Source organism: Microbacterium sp. NPDC087591 (assembly GCF_044743625.1).
GTDB lineage: Bacteria > Actinomycetota > Actinomycetes > Actinomycetales > Microbacteriaceae > Microbacterium.
The window spans coordinates 107,682-122,025 of the sequence record NZ_JBIUWU010000002.1 but is presented as its reverse complement, the minus strand read 5'-3'; the positions used below and the strand labels follow the sequence as shown (position 1 = coordinate 122,025).

The window sequence follows — 14,344 nt, the reverse complement described above, 5'->3', positions numbered from 1 at the left end:
ACGAGGCTGGAAGCATGAATGTTCCTGTCATCGAAGCCCATGCTCTCCAGAAGACCTTCGGCGTGACCCGTGCACTCGCTGGCGTCGACCTCGCGATCCATCGCGGCGAGTCCGTCGCGATCATGGGCGCGTCCGGCTCGGGCAAGACGACGCTGCTCCACGTCCTCGCCGGGATCATCACGCCGGACTCGGGGTCGGTCACGTTCCGACCGGCCGAAGGAGCGGCGATCGAGGTCACGGCACTCGGCGAATCCGCCCGCTCCCGCCTGCGGCGCGAGCGCTTCGGCTTCGTCTTCCAACAGGGGCTGCTGATCCCCGAGCTCACGGCCGTGGAGAACGTCGCGCTCGCCTCGATGATCAACGGCGTCTCCCGGAAGGATGCTGTGCCGCACGCCGCCGCGTGGCTCGCCGCCCTCGGCCTCGCCGGCATGGAGGACCGCCGTATCGGCGAGCTCTCCGGTGGTCAGGCGCAGCGCACCGCCATCGCCAGGGCACAGGCGACCGGAGCAGAGCTCGTGTTCGCCGACGAGCCCACCGGAGCACTGGACTCGCGCACCTCCTCCGAAGTCATGGACGCGCTGCTGTGGTCGACGACCGGCCAAGGGCGGACCCTGGCGGTGGTCACGCACGACGCCGATGTGGCCGCCCGCTGCACACGGACGATCGCGGTCAGAGACGGCCGCATCATCTCGGCGGCGGTCAACGCATGAACCGCCACGTGCTCGCGCTCCTCCTTCGCCCTGCACCGGGGCAGAGCAGTCTTGTCGCGCTACCGGTCATCGCCTTCGCCGTCGTCACCACGCTCGTGCTCACCGTCATCGGCGGCGCGCAGTCGTTCTGGAGCTGGACCGACGGATACGCCGGCCTGTACCAGGCGCTCGCCGCGATCGCCCTCGTGCTTCTCGTCGTCCCTCTGATGTCGCTCGGTGGCGCTGCTGCCCGCCTTTCGGCGCGGCGCCGCGATGAGCGACTGTCCACACTGCGCCTGCTGGGAGTCACACCGCGTGGTGTGGGCGTGGCGACGGTGACCGAGTCGGTGCTCCTCGCGGGCGCTGGTGCCCTCACCGGCGTACTCGGCTACCTGGCCCTGACCCCGCTGATCGCGCTCATCCCGTTCCGCGGCGAGGCACTCGGGCTCTCGGGCGTACTGCTCCCGCCGCTCGCCGTCGCCGCTGTCGCCGCGGGGGTGCTCGTCATCGCCGCATCGAGCGCCGTGCTCGGGCTACGGCGGGTCGTGATCTCCCCGCTCGGTGTGCGCACGCGCGCCACGGCGACCAGCGCGCACTGGATACGGGCGGTCGTCGCAGCCGGCGTGCTGGCGATCTCCTTCGTACTGATCAAGGTGTTCCCCTCCGTCGGAGGCCTGCTCACGACCATCGTCGTGCTGTCCGTGCTGTTCGGCGGCGCCCTGGCCGTCCTGAACCTGGTCGGTCCATGGGTGCTCAAGGTCTCCGCCCAGCGTCAACTGCGTCGTGCCGACGCTCCGGAGAGACTGCTCGCGGCGCGCATCGTCCTCGACTCTCCGCAGGCGGCCTGGCGTCAGATCGGCGGCATCGCGATGGCCAGCTTCATGGCCGTGTTCGCAGGCACCGGGGTCTCGCTCATGGGCCTCATGAATGCCGAAGGCAGTTCTGCGGATGCCGCTCTCGCCGTCGACATGCGTACCGGGCTGATCATCACCCTGATCGGATCGTTCCTGATGGTCGCCGCGTCCGTGGGGATCAACCAGGCGTCCGATGTACTGGATCAGCGGGAGCTGCACCAGAGTCTGCATCGACTCGGCATGCCCTGGGAGACGATGGACCGTGCCCGCCGACGCGCGATCATGTCTCCGTTGCTGATCACCGCCATCGGGTCGGCGCTGTGTGCGGGAATCCTGGTGTTCCCGCTTCTGGGCATCGCTCTCATCACGACGCCGGAATCGCTCCTCACCATCGCCGCCGTGCTCGGCGCCGGAATCGGTGTGGTCTGGGTGACGACGCGTGCGACACGCCCCCTGCTCGCCCGATCGTTCGCGACGGTCTGAGGGACGACTCTGATGGGGGCGCGTTCGAGCGGAACTCGACAGCGTCTGGCTCTCCTACGCCCGCGGTGTCAGCGTCGCCGCTGGCACCGCGGGCAGTAGTGCGAGCCACGGTTCATGAAGCTCTCGCGCACGATCGGTGTTCCGCATCGCGGGCACGGCTTGCCCTGCTGGCCGTAGGCATTGAGCGAGTGTGCGAAATAGCCCGCCTGGCCGTTGACGTTGACGTACTGCGCGTCGAAGCTCGTGCCGCCCTCGGCGAGGGCCTTCATCAGCACCGCACGGACTTCGGCGAGCAGGCGACGCACGGCCTGGGTCGACAGAGCGTTCGCCGGCGTCTCCGGGTGGATGCGCGCCGCCCATAGCGATTCGTCGGCATAGATGTTGCCGATACCGCTGACGACGCCCTGATCCAGCAGTACCCTTTTGATCGCGCTGCCGCGGCGGGCGAGAGCCGCGCGGAAAGCCGCGTCGTCGAAAGCGACGTCGAGCGGGTCCCGCGCGATGTGCCCCACCTGGGTGGGGATCTGCGACGGCCCATCCGCGACGAGAGCATCCACGGCGAGCGATCCGAACGTTCGCTGGTCGGAGAACACCACAGCCAGCTCGCCGTGCACGGGATGCTCGAGGTGGATGCGGACGCGCTCGTGTCGCTCAGCCACCGCGTCTGGCGTGCGCAGCAGCATCTGCCCGCTCATCCCGAGATGAGCGATCAGTGCGGTCTCCTCGGTGTCGAGGGGCAGCCACAGGAACTTCCCCCGTCGGCCGGCATCCGTGAACGTCCGCCCCTCGAGGCGCGCGACGAAGTCGGCGGCACCGGCCGGATGACGGGTGAGAGCCCGTTCGTCGAACACGCTCACCGCCGTGATCAGCGATCCGATCGCCGCGGGTGCAAGGCCCGCTCGGACCACTTCGACTTCGGGAAGTTCAGGCACGCTCGTTGAGCAGGCGCCATGCGCTCAGCGCGGCAGCCATCTCGGCCGTCTTCTTGCTGCTGCCCTTGCCCGTCATGCTCACGTCACCGACGATGACCGTCGCGGTGAAACGACGATCGTGATCCGGCCCACTCGCCTCGATCGAGTACTTCGGCGGAGTGGCGCCGGTGCGGGCAGCCAGCTCCTGCAGGCTGGTCTTCGGATCCATCGCCGCGCCATAGCGCTCCGGGTCTGCGAGCAGCGGCTGGGTCAGACGCAGCACCAACTCGGTGGCCGCATCGGGACCGGCCGACAGATACGTCGCTCCGATCACGGCTTCCATGGTGTCGGCGAGGATCGAATCCTTGTCGCGTCCGCCGGTCTGCTCCTCACCGCGCCCGAGCAGCAGATGGCTGCCCAGGTCGATGCCGCGAGCGACCTCAGCCAGGGCGACCGTGGAGACCACGCTGGCGCGTCGCTTGGCGAGTTCGCCCTCGTCGAGCTCCGGGTGCGTGGTGAACAGCATCACGGTGACGGCCTGCCCCAGCACGGAATCGCCCAGGAACTCCAGACGCTCGTTGTGCGGGATGCCGCCGTGCTCGTACGCATAGGAACGGTGAGTGAGGGCCAACCCCAGAAGCTCCGCGTCGATGTCGACGCGGAGCTTAGCTGGGAGAGGTCTCGTCCCCCCGGGGACCTCCGTCACGATCTGAGTTTCGAGACTCAGACGTCAGCGACCTTGCGGCCCTTGTACTCGAGGAAGAGCTCAGTGCCCTGCGAGTCCGTGACGACCTTGGCCTGGTGGGGACGGCTGTAGACGACCTTGCCGTTCTCGATGGTCTTGACGAGGGCAGGAGCCTCCGCCTTCCACTGCGCGCGGCGCGAGCGGGTGTTCGAACGGGAAACCTTGCGCTTCGGGGGGTTACCAGCCATGACTAGCTCTCTTCTTTCTCGGCGGCACGGCTTGATGCCGTGCCGTCTTGGTCTGTGATCTGCTGGAGCGCGCTCCATCGAGGATCGATGGGAGCGGCCTGCTCCGTCCCGGTGCTCACGGCCAGTCGTTCGCCCGTTTTCGAGTCGAGACCCGGGCAATCCGGCTGACACACCGGCTGAAATGGAAGTGCCAGTACGGCCGCTTCCCTGACGAGAGTTTCAAGATCCACGTGGTCGTCTTGAACCTCGAAGTCAGTTTCTTCCTCACCAGGATACGCGAAAAGCTCCTGGAACTCGACTTCGACGGGCCGGACGATGTCGATCAGGCATCTTCCGCACACTCCCACGTACTCGCCTTCCGCTGAGCCCGTGACGAGAATGCCCTCGTGGACCGACTCCAGACGCACATCCAGGTCGAGTTCAGAACCGGCTTCGAACGAGACGATGCCCTCACCCCACTGTTCCTTCAGCGTGATCGTGAACTCATGCTCACGCATCTCACCGGGACGTCGGACGATGTCTCGGGCGGGGAGGACGAAGGGGCCGTTCAGTCGAGATCGCACTCGACCATGCTACCGGCTCGCCCTGCACAGGGGCCTGGGAGCGCAGTGCGGCACCGCGCGGTCAGATTCCGCGCGCCCCGGTGTCGAGGAACGAGGCGACGGCCGGCGGCACGAACGGCGACACATCGCCACCGAGCGATGCGACCTGCCGCACGAGAGAGCTCGACACGAGCGCGTGTGCGGGATCCGGCAGCAGGAAGACGGTCTCGATGTCGGCGAGGTGGCGGTTCACGATCGCCATCGGCGACTCGTACGCGACGTCGATCTGCGAACGGATGCCCTTCACCAGAACGCCGGCGTTGACGTCACGTGCGTAGTCGACCAGCAGCCCCATGCTCCAGGAGCCGATCACGATGTTGCCCGGCATCCCGTCCTCGGCGATCGACTGCTCCAGCAGCGCGAGCCGCTGGGCGATCGGGAGCATCGCCTCTTTGCCGGGGTTGTGCACCACCAGCACGTGGAGTTCGTCGAAGAGGATCGCGGCCCGACGGATCACGTCGAGGTGACCCAGGGTCGGCGGATCGAAGGAACCCGGGACGACGGCGATCCGGCTGCTCATGCGATCCAGCCTAGGGCACGGGCGATCACGACGAGTCGACGCGGTAACGCAGCGTCAGTTCTTCGCCAGCGCCGCACGGTCCGCATCGCTCACACGCCGGCTGATCGCATCGCGAAGACCGGGGTGGCCATCGAGAGCGGGATCGTGCGCGAGGATCTCCTCGCCGATCTCCCGCGCCCGCGTGATGAGGGCGGCGTCCTTCACGACGCGCAGCAGCTTCAGCGAGGAACGGACACCCGCCTGCGCCGCGCCGAGCACATCGCCCTCGCCGCGCAGCTCCAGATCGACCTCGGCCAGGGCGAAGCCGTCGAGGGTCGCCGCGACCGCCTCCACGCGGTCGCGCGCGAGCGTGTCGGACTCCGCTTCCGTGACGAGCAGGCACAGCCCCGGTACACCGCCACGACCGACGCGGCCGCGGAGCTGGTGCAGCTGCGAGACCCCGAATCGGTCGGCATCGAGCACGATCATCGTGGATGCGTTCGGCACGTCGACGCCGACCTCGATCACCGTCGTGGCCAGAAGCAGGTCGATCTCACCACGCGCGAAGGCCTGCATCACGGCGTCCTTCTCGTCGGACGGCATGCGGCCGTGCAGCACGGCCCGTCGCAGCCCGCCCAGCGTCGGGTGCGTGGCGAGGACCTCGTCGAGCTGCACGACGCCCCAGCGCGGTCCGTTCCCACCCTCGGGCGCGAGCGTGGGAGCCGCAGGCTCGGTGCCTTCGGTCGTCTTCTTCGCTGTGTCGATCGCCGCACAGACCGCGAAGACCTGGCGCCCTTGCGCGATCTCTTCGGCCGCGCGCTCCCAGACCCGATTGAACCACCCCGGGTGCTCCGCGAGCGGCGCGACGAAGGACTGGATGCCGGCGCGGCCGGCGGGCATCGTGCGGATGACCGAGGTGTCGAGATCGCCGAAGACGGTCATCGCGACGGTGCGCGGGATCGGGGTGGCCGTGAGGACCAGAGCGTGCGGACTCGATCCCTTGGCGCGAAGAGCCTCGCGCTGCTCGACACCGAAGCGGTGCTGCTCGTCGACGACCACCAGTCCCAGGTCGGCGAAAGTGGTCTTCTCCCCCAGCAACGCATGGGTTCCGACGACGATGAGCGCCTGCCCTGAGGCGACGCGCAGAGCCGCCTTGCGACGTTCGGCCGCCGGCATCTGGCCCGTGAGCAGCGTCGGCATCACCAGCGGGGCGAGCTGCGGCCCGAGCATCTTGGCGATCGACCGCAGGTGTTGTCCTGCCAGCACCTCGGTGGGGGCGATGAGCGCGGCCTGTCCCCCGCTCTCGGCGACCTGCAGCATCGCACGCAGCGCCACGAGTGTCTTGCCCGAACCGACCTCGCCCTGCACCAGCCGGTTCATCGGCCACGCCCCGACGAGATCGTGGGCGATCTGCGCACCCACGGTCTGCTGATCAGGGGTGAGCGTGTACGGCAGGGCAGCGTCGAAGCGTTCGAGGAGACCGCCCGGCGACGCCGTACGCGGTGTCGCCGACAGAGCGCGCACGGCATCTCGCTGCTGCAGGAGCGCAGTCTGCAGGGTCAGCGCCTCGTGCATGCGCAGCGTGCGCACCGCGGGGTCGATGTCGTTGCGCCTGCGTGGCCGATGGATGCGCTCCAGCGCCTCCATCGCGGTCAGCAGCTCCTCCTGCACGCGCACATCGTCGGGCAGCGGGTCGGGAACCGCGTCGAGATCGTCGAGCACACGCCCGATCAGGCGGGCGATCTGCCACGTCTGCAGGGTCGAGGTCGCGGGGTAGATCGGGATGGGGACGGCCGCGCGGGCATCCGCCGTGCGGCGGGCGGTGTCCTCATCATCGAAGAGCTCGTACTCCGGGTGCGCGAACTGGGTGACGTTGTTGAACATCCCGACCTTGCCGGAGAACACCCCTCGGCGCCCCACCGCGAGGTCCTTCGACCGCCACTCGGCCGCACCGATGTTCTTGGCGAAGAACATGAGAGACATACGGCCGATGCCGTCACCGATCACGACGTCGACCATCGCGCCAGGGCGGTTGCGCATGCGCCGGAAGCTCGACGAGAGCACCTCGGCGACGATCGTGACGGTCTCGCCGATCGGGAGGTCGCGAATCGGGGTGAGCTCCCCCGGATCGGCATAGCGCCGCGGGTAGTGCGAGAGCAGATCTCCGACGGTCTTCATGCCGAACGCCCGGTCCAGGGTCTTCGCCGGTGCCGCACCGAGCGCGTCATCCAGCGACGAATCGAGCGTGAGCGACATGCTCCGAGTCTAGAGAACCTCACCGACACCCCGAGCGCGGCCGCTGTCGTATCGTGAACAGGTGACGAGGATCATCGCAGGCCGCGCCGGCGGCGCCAGACTCGACGTGCCCAGCGCCGGCACGCGCCCGACCAGCGACCGCGTGCGGGAGTCCCTGTTCGGCTCGCTGGAGTCGGCGGATGCGATCGTCGACGCCAGAGTGCTCGATCTGTATGCCGGCTCAGGAGCCCTCGGCCTGGAATCCCTCAGCCGCGGAGCGCGCAGCGCCGAACTCGTGGAGCAGAATCGCGCGGCGGCGGCCGTCATCCGTCGCAATGCCGCGACCGTGGCACGGGCCGGTGGTCTCGCCTCCGCCCGTGTGCACGAGAGCGCCGTCCGCCCCTACCTGCTGCGAGCGACCGGTCCCTTCGACCTGGTCTTCACCGACCCGCCCTACGATCTCGGCGATGAGGCGATGAACGAGGATCTGAAGGCCCTCGCTCCCCTTCTGTCCGCGCACGCGGTTGTCGTCGTGGAGCGGGCCAAGCGCTCGGCAGCGCCGGACCTCGCCGCAGCGGGGCTCGAGCTCTTCCGAGAGAAGAACTACGGCGACACGACACTCTGGTGGGCCAGCCCGTTGCCGGGCTCCGCGGAAGTCGAAGACGCCCCCAGCAGCTGATCAGCCGGAGACGGAGTCCCAGTCGCGATACGGGTCCCAACCCAGGATCTCGACCGGCTCGTCGTCGCACAGAAGGCCTTCTTCGCCTCGCGCACGCACCTCACCGATGATGCGGAATCCCGGAGGGAGCACGCCATCCGGGAAGGTGGCGAGCAACGCGTGGTCCTCGCCTCCGACGAGCGCACGTTCGGGCTGGTCGCCGAGCGCTGCGCGGCTCAGAGCGATCGTGACCTCGGACGCAGCGGCCAGGCGTCCGGCATCGAGCGCCAGGCCGTCGGACACGTCCATCATCGACGACGCTCCGGCGATCGCGGCGATACGCCCCAGGCCGATCGGAGGAGCTGGACGCAACTGAGCGGAGAGCGCGGCGCTCTCGCCCGGTGCGAGCCGTGCGGGGTCGACGGGAACAGGGGATCCCCCATCGCGGAACTTGTCGAAGAGGATCGCCAGCCCATGCGCGGCGTGCCCGAGCTCGCCTGCGACCGCGACCGCATCGCCGGGCCGCGCACCCGAGCGCGTCACGGCCTGTCGTCCCTCCAGATCGCCCAGAGCCGTCACGGCGACCGTGAGGACATCCGAGGTCGTCAGATCGCCGCCGACGACCGCACAGCCGGGAGCGAGTGCCGCACAGGCATCGCGGAGACCGTCGGCGAGGCGCTCGACGAACGACAGGCGAAGATCCCGGGGAATGGCCAGCGCGACGAGCAGCGCTGTCGGCTGCGCTCCCATCGCAGCGATGTCGGCGAGGTTGACCGCCGCCGCCTTCCATCCCAGGTCATAGCCGCTGGTCCAGGCGAGTCGGAAATCGGGGCCGTGGACGAGCGTGTCCGTCGTGGCCACCACGCTGCCCGAAGGCGCCGCGATCACTGCGGCGTCATCTCCCGGTCCGAGGATCGTATGCGTCGCGGGTGCGGTGCGCGAGAGGATCGCGCGCAGGATGCGTCCTTCGGAGAGGTCGCCCAGGCGCGGATCGTCAGCTTCGGGTCGGGAGGGCATGCTGTCAAAGGTAGCCTGGAAGCATGCCCCGTATCCGACGCCTCGTTACCGCTGGGAGCGCGGTGATCGTGGCCGCCTTCCTCGCCGGATGCTCGACCACCGTGCACATCGAACCCGCCGACGACGCGAACAACCCGGCCTGCGCCGCCGTGTCGGTCCTGCTGCCGGACAACCTCGCCGGATTCGACCGGGTCTGGACCGACGCGCAGGCCACCGGAGCCTGGGGAGACCCCACGATCGTGCTGCGATGCGGCGTGGAGCCACCCGCACCCTCGACGCTCAACTGCACGACCCTCGGTGGCGTCGACTGGCTGGTCCTCGATCAAGAGGAGAACCGCCAGCGACTGGTCACCTACGGACGGGACCCGGCCATCGAGGTCAACATCCGCCGCGGCGAGGAGATCGACTTCGCGACCGTGGTCGACAAGCTCTCCTCGACGATCCAGTCCGCGCTCGCGCCTGCCACGGCGCACTGCACCGAGCGGGTCGAGACACCGGCGAGCTGAGCCGGCGCCGGTCACGAGGCCGCAGGAAGCCTGCGCCGCTCACGCACCGGGTCAGCGGCGCAGGCCCGCCTCGATCAACTCCGAGATCAGATCGCCGTAGCTCAGCCCCGACGCGACCCAGCACTTGGGGAACATCGAGATCGGGGTGAAGCCCGGCATCGTGTTGAGCTCGTTGACGACCAGCTCACCCGCCGCGGTGAGGAACATATCGACACGGGCGAGTCCCCGCCCGTCGACGGCCTCGAACGCGCGGATACCGGCGGACTGGATCGCCGCCACTTCCGCATCGGTGAGCTCGGCGGGGCACACGACGTCGACGCCATCTCCGCCGAGGTACTTGCCCTCGAAGTCGTAGAAGCCGCGCGAGGTCAGCACGATCTCGCCCGGAAGCGAGGCACGGACACCCTCGGCGCCTTCCAGGACGGCGACCTCGATCTCGCGGCCGGTGACGCCGGTCTCGATGAGCACCTTGTCGTCCTCGGCGAACGCCAGGGCGAGCGCGGCGTCGAGCTCTTCCGGCACGGTGACCTTCGACACGCCGACGCTGGAGCCTGCGCGCGCGGGCTTGACGAAGAGCGGGAGGCCCAGCGCCGCTGCATCCTCACGGATCGACGCGGCATCGGCCGCCCACTCCCTGCGACGCACGGTGACCCACGGAGCGACCGCGATCCCTGCCGACTGGAGCGCGATCTTCATGAAGTGCTTGTCCATGCACAGCGCCGAATCGAGCACACCGCCGCCGGCGTAGGGAACCTCGAGAGTGTCGAAGTATCCCTGGATCGTGCCGTCCTCGCCATGCGTGCCGTGCAGGATCGGCAGCACGATGTCGATCTCGCCGAGGCCTTCGACGGTGCCGTCGGCGTGCACGACGCGCAGTGTGCGGTCGCCGCCGGGCTCGGGCCAGCGCACGCGGCTGCCGTTGTCGACGACCTCCGGCAGGTGCTCGGCATCCAGCGGGAACTTGGCGGGGTCGTCGTCCTCGAGGACGAAGGCCCCTTCCCTGGTGATCCCGACCGGGATCACGTCGTAGCGGTCGCGATCAATCGCGCCCAGCACGCCCCCCGCCGTGGCGGAACTGATCGAATGCTCGCTGGAGCGTCCTCCGAAGAGCACCACCACCGTCTGCTTGTCCATGGTTGGTCCTCTCACCCTGGGGGGTGTCGTCGTCCGTCGTCAGGTGGGGTGCGATGTCGCGGGGATCCATCTTCCCGTCCAGCACCATCTTCACCTGCTCGACGATGGGCATGTGCACCTCGGACTCGCGTGCGAGCTGCAGGATCGGCGCCACGGACGCGAGTCCCTCGGCGGTCTGCTGCATCTGCTTCACGACGTCCTGGAAGCTGTATCCCTGTCCGAGCAGGCGCCCGGCGGTGTTGTTGCGGCTCAGCGGCGATTGGCAGGTGGCGATCAGGTCGCCCAGTCCTGCCAGCCCCTGGAGCGTTTCGGGGTGCGCTCCGTTCGCCACCGCGAAGTCGGTCATCTCCACGAGCCCGCGGGTGATGATCGATGCCTTGGTGTTCTCGCCGTAGCCGACGCCGTCGACGATGCCGATCGCCACCGCGATCAGGTTCTTGAGCACGCCGCCGAACTCGGTGCCGATCACGTCGGTGTTCACGAACGTGCGGAAGTAGCTGTTCCGCGCGGCTCGCGCGACGATCTCCGCCGTCTCCTGGCTCCGCGAGGAGATGACGGCAGCCGTCGGCTGCTCGCGGGCGATCTCCAAGGCGAGGTTCGGGCCTGAGGCCACCGCGATTCGGTCGGGGTCACAGCGCAGCTCCTGCTGGATGACCTGGCTCATGCGCAGTCCTGTACCGCGCTCGACGCCCTTCATCAGGCTGACGATCTTCGCGTCGCTCTCGGAGAGCAGCGGCCGCAGCGCCTTGAGGTTCTCTCGCAGCGACTGGCTCGGCACCGACAGGTACACCTGTTCGGCGCCGTGCATCGCAGTGGCCAGCTCATGAGTCGCCGCCATCGTGCGGGGCAGGTTGATGCCGGGGAGGTACCGGGAGTTGCGCTTGGCCTCGTTGATCTCCTGCGCGAGCTCGGCGCGGCGCGCCCACATCGTCACCTGAGCGCCGCCGTCGGCGAGGATCTTGCCGAATGTGGTTCCCCAGCTGCCCGCACCGATCACGGTCGTCCGGGGACCTGCGGGCGCGTTTCTCTTAGGAGTCAAGACGACCCGTCTCCTTCTGACCGTGCGTCGCGGGGTTCCAGCGCTCAGCGGGCGCCTTCTCGTCGCGCAGCTCTTCGAGAAGTGCAGTGATCGCGTTCATGAGCCGGTTCGTCGCCTCGTTGAGCGCAGTCTGCTCGCCGGCCCGTCCACGCAGATCGGACACATCGACGGGATCCCCGATGATGACCTGCACCGGCTTGCGCAGCGGCCACAGGCTGAGACCCTTCTGGTAGCGCCCCATGATCTCCTGGGTACCCCACTGCGCCATCGGGATCAGAGGGATGCCGTCGGCGAGGGCCAGCCGCACCGCTCCGGACTTGCCGCGCATCGGCCACAGCCCGGGATCGCGCGTGAGCGTGCCTTCGGGATACACGATGACCCCGCGACCGTGCTCGACCAGCTCGGCGGACTGCTTCATGGTCTGCTTCGCCGACGACGCGGATGAGGTGCGCGCGACCGGGATCATGCCCGTGCGACGCAGCACCCATCCGAGCACCGGCACCCTGAACAGGCTCTCCTTGGCCATGAACCGCGGAGCGCGACCGATCCGCCACACCGCCAGAGCGACGATCAGCGGATCGAACTCGGAGTAGTGATTCGGCGCCAGCACGAACGCACCGGTGCGCGGCAGCTTCTCCGCACCGGTGATCCGCACCTTCGCGATCAGCGAGACCAACGGCACGACGATCGCCGCGACCGGCCAGAACAGGCTCGGCCGTGACTTCTCCCCCGAACCGGAAGACACCGGCGTCACCGGATGACGTCGAAGTCAGCGCCGACGGCGTCGAGCTTGGCGAGGAACTTCTCGTAACCGCGGCTGAGGATGTCGACACCCGACACCTTCGACTCGCCGGACGCGGTGAGAGCGGCGATCACGTGGCTGTACCCCCCACGGAGGTCGGGCACCACGATGTCGGCGCCGTGCAGCGGCGTCGGGCCGGTGATCACGGCCGCCTGCTCGAGGTCACGACGCGGAACACGCCGCGGACCGGCCTGCAGGCCACGCGGGTGCACGACGATGTCGGCGCCCATCTTGACCAGAGCCTCGGTGAATCCCATCCGGTTCTCGTACACGGTCTCGTGCACGACCGAGCGCCCGTTCGCCTGAGTGAGCGCGACGACGAGAGGCTGCTGCCAGTCGGTCATGAAGCCGGGGTGTACGTCGGTTTCCACGACGACGGGCTTGAGCTCATCGCCACGACGGAAGAGGATTCCGTCCTCACGGATGTCGAACCATCCGCCTGCCTTGCGGAAGACGTTGAGGAACGTGAGCATCTCCTGCTGCTTGGCGCCGCCGACGAAGATCTCACCATCGGTCGCGAGTGCAGCAGAGGCCCACGATGCGGCCTCGTTGCGGTCGAAGATCGAACGGTGGTCGTAGCCACGGAGCTTCTCGACGCCCTCGATGACGATGACCCGGTTGGGCTCGTACGAGATGATGGCGCCCATCTTCTGCAGCACCGCGATGAGATCCATGATCTCCGGCTCGATCGCCGCGTTGCGCAGCTCGGTGACGCCCTCGGCACGGACGGCGGTCAGCAGCACCTGCTCCGTCGCGCCGACGCTCGGGTACGGAAGGTGGATGTTCGCGCCGTGAAGACGGGTTCCGCCGGTGGAGAGACGGATGCCGCTGGGGAGCTTCTCGACGATCGCGCCGAACTTGCGCAGCGCGTCGAGGTGGAAATCGATCGGCCGGTCGCCGATGCGGCATCCGCCGAGGTCGGGGATGAAAGCCTGTCCGAGACGGTGCAGCAGCGGACCGCAGAAGAGGATCGGGATACGGGATGCCCCCGCGTGCGCGTCGATCTCCTCGAAGTGCGCGGACTCGACATCACTCGGGTCGAACACCAGCGCGCCGGGCTCGTCGCCGTCGGAAACGCGCACACCGTGCACCTCGAGCAGCGAGCGCACCACGGCCACATCGCTGATCGCGGGTACGTCGCGCAGCACGCTGATCGAATCGCCCAGGAGGGAGGCCACCATCGCCTTGGTGGCGAGGTTCTTCGCCCCCTTGACGTCGACGCGGCCGCGCAGCGGTCGTCCTCCTCGAATTGCGAGGACGTCTCCGGTGAGAGCGGGGACTCCGTCCGGAAGAGCATCGCGCACGGGTGTCGTCATTCGGAGCCTCACTTCATTCACGGAAAATCAGGGGCGGGTCGCCCCCAGGCCACCCGCCCCTTCCGTATCACTGCACGGGGAGGGTCCGGGGCCGCCACGACTCGCGACGGGCCTCGAACTGCGCGATCTTGTCTTCGTTGCGCAGCGTAAGCCCGATGTCATCGAGCCCTTCGAGGAGCCGCCATCTAGTGTAATCGTCGATCCCGATGTCAGCCTGGATGTCGCCGATCGAAGCGGTGCGCGCCTCGAGGTCCACGGTGATGTTCGCCCCGGGAACACGGTCGATCTCGGCCCAGATGCGCTCGAGATCCTCTTCCGAGATCGTCGCGGCAAGCAGGCCCTGCTTGCCCGAGTTGCCGCGGAAGATGTCGGCGAACCGCGGGCTGAGGACCACCTTGAATCCGAAGTCGCGCAGCGCCCAGACGGCGTGCTCACGGCTCGAGCCGGTGCCGAAATCAGGTCCGGCGACGAGCACGGACGCGCCCTGGAAGACGGGCTGGTTCAGCACGAACTCGTCATCCTGACGCCAGGCGTGGAACAGCGCATCCTCGAACCCCGTCTTGGTCACGCGCTTCAGGAACACCGCGGGGATGATCTGGTCCGTGTCGACGTTCGAGCGCTTCAGCGGCGCTGCGATACCGGTATGGGTGGTGAACTTCTCCATGA

16 protein-coding genes are annotated in these 14,344 nt (G+C 68.4%); 4 read left to right on the top strand and 12 right to left on the bottom strand.

Translation table 11 applies throughout. The features are described 5' to 3' along the window. Window positions 1–14 precede the first annotated feature (14 nt). Entirely contained in the window at window positions 15–710 is a 696-nt protein-coding gene (locus ACIOVG_RS11140) for an ABC transporter ATP-binding protein (RefSeq protein WP_400873088.1), read from the top strand. Further along, window positions 707–2,026 carry a permease gene (locus tag ACIOVG_RS11135; RefSeq protein WP_400873085.1) on the top strand — a complete coding sequence of 440 codons (1,320 nt, stop codon included), beginning with the start codon at window positions 707–709 and terminating at the stop codon, window positions 2,024–2,026. The genes ACIOVG_RS11140 and ACIOVG_RS11135 overlap by 4 nt, the downstream gene beginning before the upstream one ends. A 68-nt stretch (window positions 2,027–2,094) precedes the next feature. Here ACIOVG_RS11135 and mutM read toward each other — a convergent pair whose 3' ends face one another. The 6 genes from mutM to ACIOVG_RS11105 all read right to left on the bottom strand — a co-directional run bounded on the left by mutM (window position 2,095) and on the right by ACIOVG_RS11105 (window position 7,227). Then, the gene (gene mutM, locus ACIOVG_RS11130; RefSeq protein ID WP_400873082.1) at window positions 2,095–2,958 is read right to left on the bottom strand and encodes a bifunctional DNA-formamidopyrimidine glycosylase/DNA-(apurinic or apyrimidinic site) lyase; all 864 of its coding nucleotides are present in this window, start codon (window positions 2,956–2,958) and stop codon (window positions 2,095–2,097) included. Then, entirely contained in the window at window positions 2,951–3,643 is a 693-nt protein-coding gene (rnc, locus tag ACIOVG_RS11125) for a ribonuclease III (protein WP_400873079.1), read from the bottom strand. The genes mutM and rnc overlap by 8 nt, the downstream gene beginning before the upstream one ends. A gap of 17 nt (window positions 3,644–3,660) precedes the next feature. Beyond that, window positions 3,661–3,870, bottom strand: a complete 210-nt coding sequence (gene rpmF, locus ACIOVG_RS11120; RefSeq protein WP_013586329.1) for a 50S ribosomal protein L32 — start codon at window positions 3,868–3,870, stop codon at window positions 3,661–3,663. Between the two features lie 2 nt (window positions 3,871–3,872). Next, entirely contained in the window at window positions 3,873–4,367 is a 495-nt protein-coding gene (locus ACIOVG_RS11115) for a YceD family protein (protein WP_400874741.1), read from the bottom strand. A gap of 127 nt (window positions 4,368–4,494) precedes the next feature. After that, complete coding sequence (gene coaD / locus ACIOVG_RS11110; protein WP_400873075.1) at window positions 4,495–4,992, bottom strand: pantetheine-phosphate adenylyltransferase; 498 nt, start codon at window positions 4,990–4,992, stop codon at window positions 4,495–4,497. 54 nt (window positions 4,993–5,046) lie between these two features. Beyond that, window positions 5,047–7,227 carry an ATP-dependent DNA helicase RecG gene (locus ACIOVG_RS11105; RefSeq protein WP_400873073.1) on the bottom strand — a complete coding sequence of 727 codons (2,181 nt, stop codon included), beginning with the start codon at window positions 7,225–7,227 and terminating at the stop codon, window positions 5,047–5,049. A gap of 61 nt (window positions 7,228–7,288) precedes the next feature. Between ACIOVG_RS11105 and rsmD the strand changes: the two genes are divergently transcribed. Continuing rightward, window positions 7,289–7,885, top strand: coding sequence for a 16S rRNA (guanine(966)-N(2))-methyltransferase RsmD (gene rsmD / locus ACIOVG_RS11100; protein ID WP_400873070.1), 597 nt, complete (start codon window positions 7,289–7,291; stop codon window positions 7,883–7,885). Here the strand turns inward: rsmD and thiL are convergent, their stop codons facing one another. Further along, window positions 7,886–8,881 carry a thiamine-phosphate kinase gene (gene thiL / locus ACIOVG_RS11095; RefSeq protein ID WP_400873067.1) on the bottom strand — a complete coding sequence of 332 codons (996 nt, stop codon included), beginning with the start codon at window positions 8,879–8,881 and terminating at the stop codon, window positions 7,886–7,888. Between the two features lie 23 nt (window positions 8,882–8,904). Here thiL and ACIOVG_RS11090 point away from each other — a divergent pair, with 23 nt between their 5' ends. After that, window positions 8,905–9,387: a DUF3515 family protein gene (locus tag ACIOVG_RS11090; protein ID WP_400873064.1), complete on the top strand. Its 483-nt coding sequence runs from the start codon at window positions 8,905–8,907 to the stop codon at window positions 9,385–9,387. A gap of 51 nt (window positions 9,388–9,438) precedes the next feature. On the opposite strand, the gene ACIOVG_RS11085 is transcribed toward ACIOVG_RS11090, so the two are convergent. The 5 genes from ACIOVG_RS11085 to leuD all read right to left on the bottom strand — a co-directional run bounded on the left by ACIOVG_RS11085 (window position 9,439) and on the right by leuD (window position 14,342). Next, window positions 9,439–10,521, bottom strand: a complete 1,083-nt coding sequence (locus tag ACIOVG_RS11085) for a D-alanine--D-alanine ligase family protein (protein ID WP_400873061.1) — start codon at window positions 10,519–10,521, stop codon at window positions 9,439–9,441. Continuing rightward, on the bottom strand, window positions 10,427–11,560 hold the full coding sequence (locus ACIOVG_RS11080) for an NAD(P)H-dependent glycerol-3-phosphate dehydrogenase (protein WP_400873059.1): 1,134 nt from the start codon (window positions 11,558–11,560) through the stop codon (window positions 10,427–10,429). Before ACIOVG_RS11080 ends, ACIOVG_RS11085 begins: the two co-directional genes overlap by 95 nt. Then, on the bottom strand, window positions 11,550–12,314 hold the full coding sequence (locus tag ACIOVG_RS11075) for a lysophospholipid acyltransferase family protein (protein WP_400873056.1): 765 nt from the start codon (window positions 12,312–12,314) through the stop codon (window positions 11,550–11,552). Before ACIOVG_RS11075 ends, ACIOVG_RS11080 begins: the two co-directional genes overlap by 11 nt. After that, window positions 12,311–13,678 carry a UDP-N-acetylglucosamine 1-carboxyvinyltransferase gene (murA, locus tag ACIOVG_RS11070; protein ID WP_400873053.1) on the bottom strand — a complete coding sequence of 456 codons (1,368 nt, stop codon included), beginning with the start codon at window positions 13,676–13,678 and terminating at the stop codon, window positions 12,311–12,313. Before murA ends, ACIOVG_RS11075 begins: the two co-directional genes overlap by 4 nt. Before the next feature lie 67 nt (window positions 13,679–13,745). After that, entirely contained in the window at window positions 13,746–14,342 is a 597-nt protein-coding gene (leuD, locus tag ACIOVG_RS11065; protein ID WP_400873050.1) for a 3-isopropylmalate dehydratase small subunit, read from the bottom strand. Window positions 14,343–14,344: the final 2 nt, after the last annotated feature.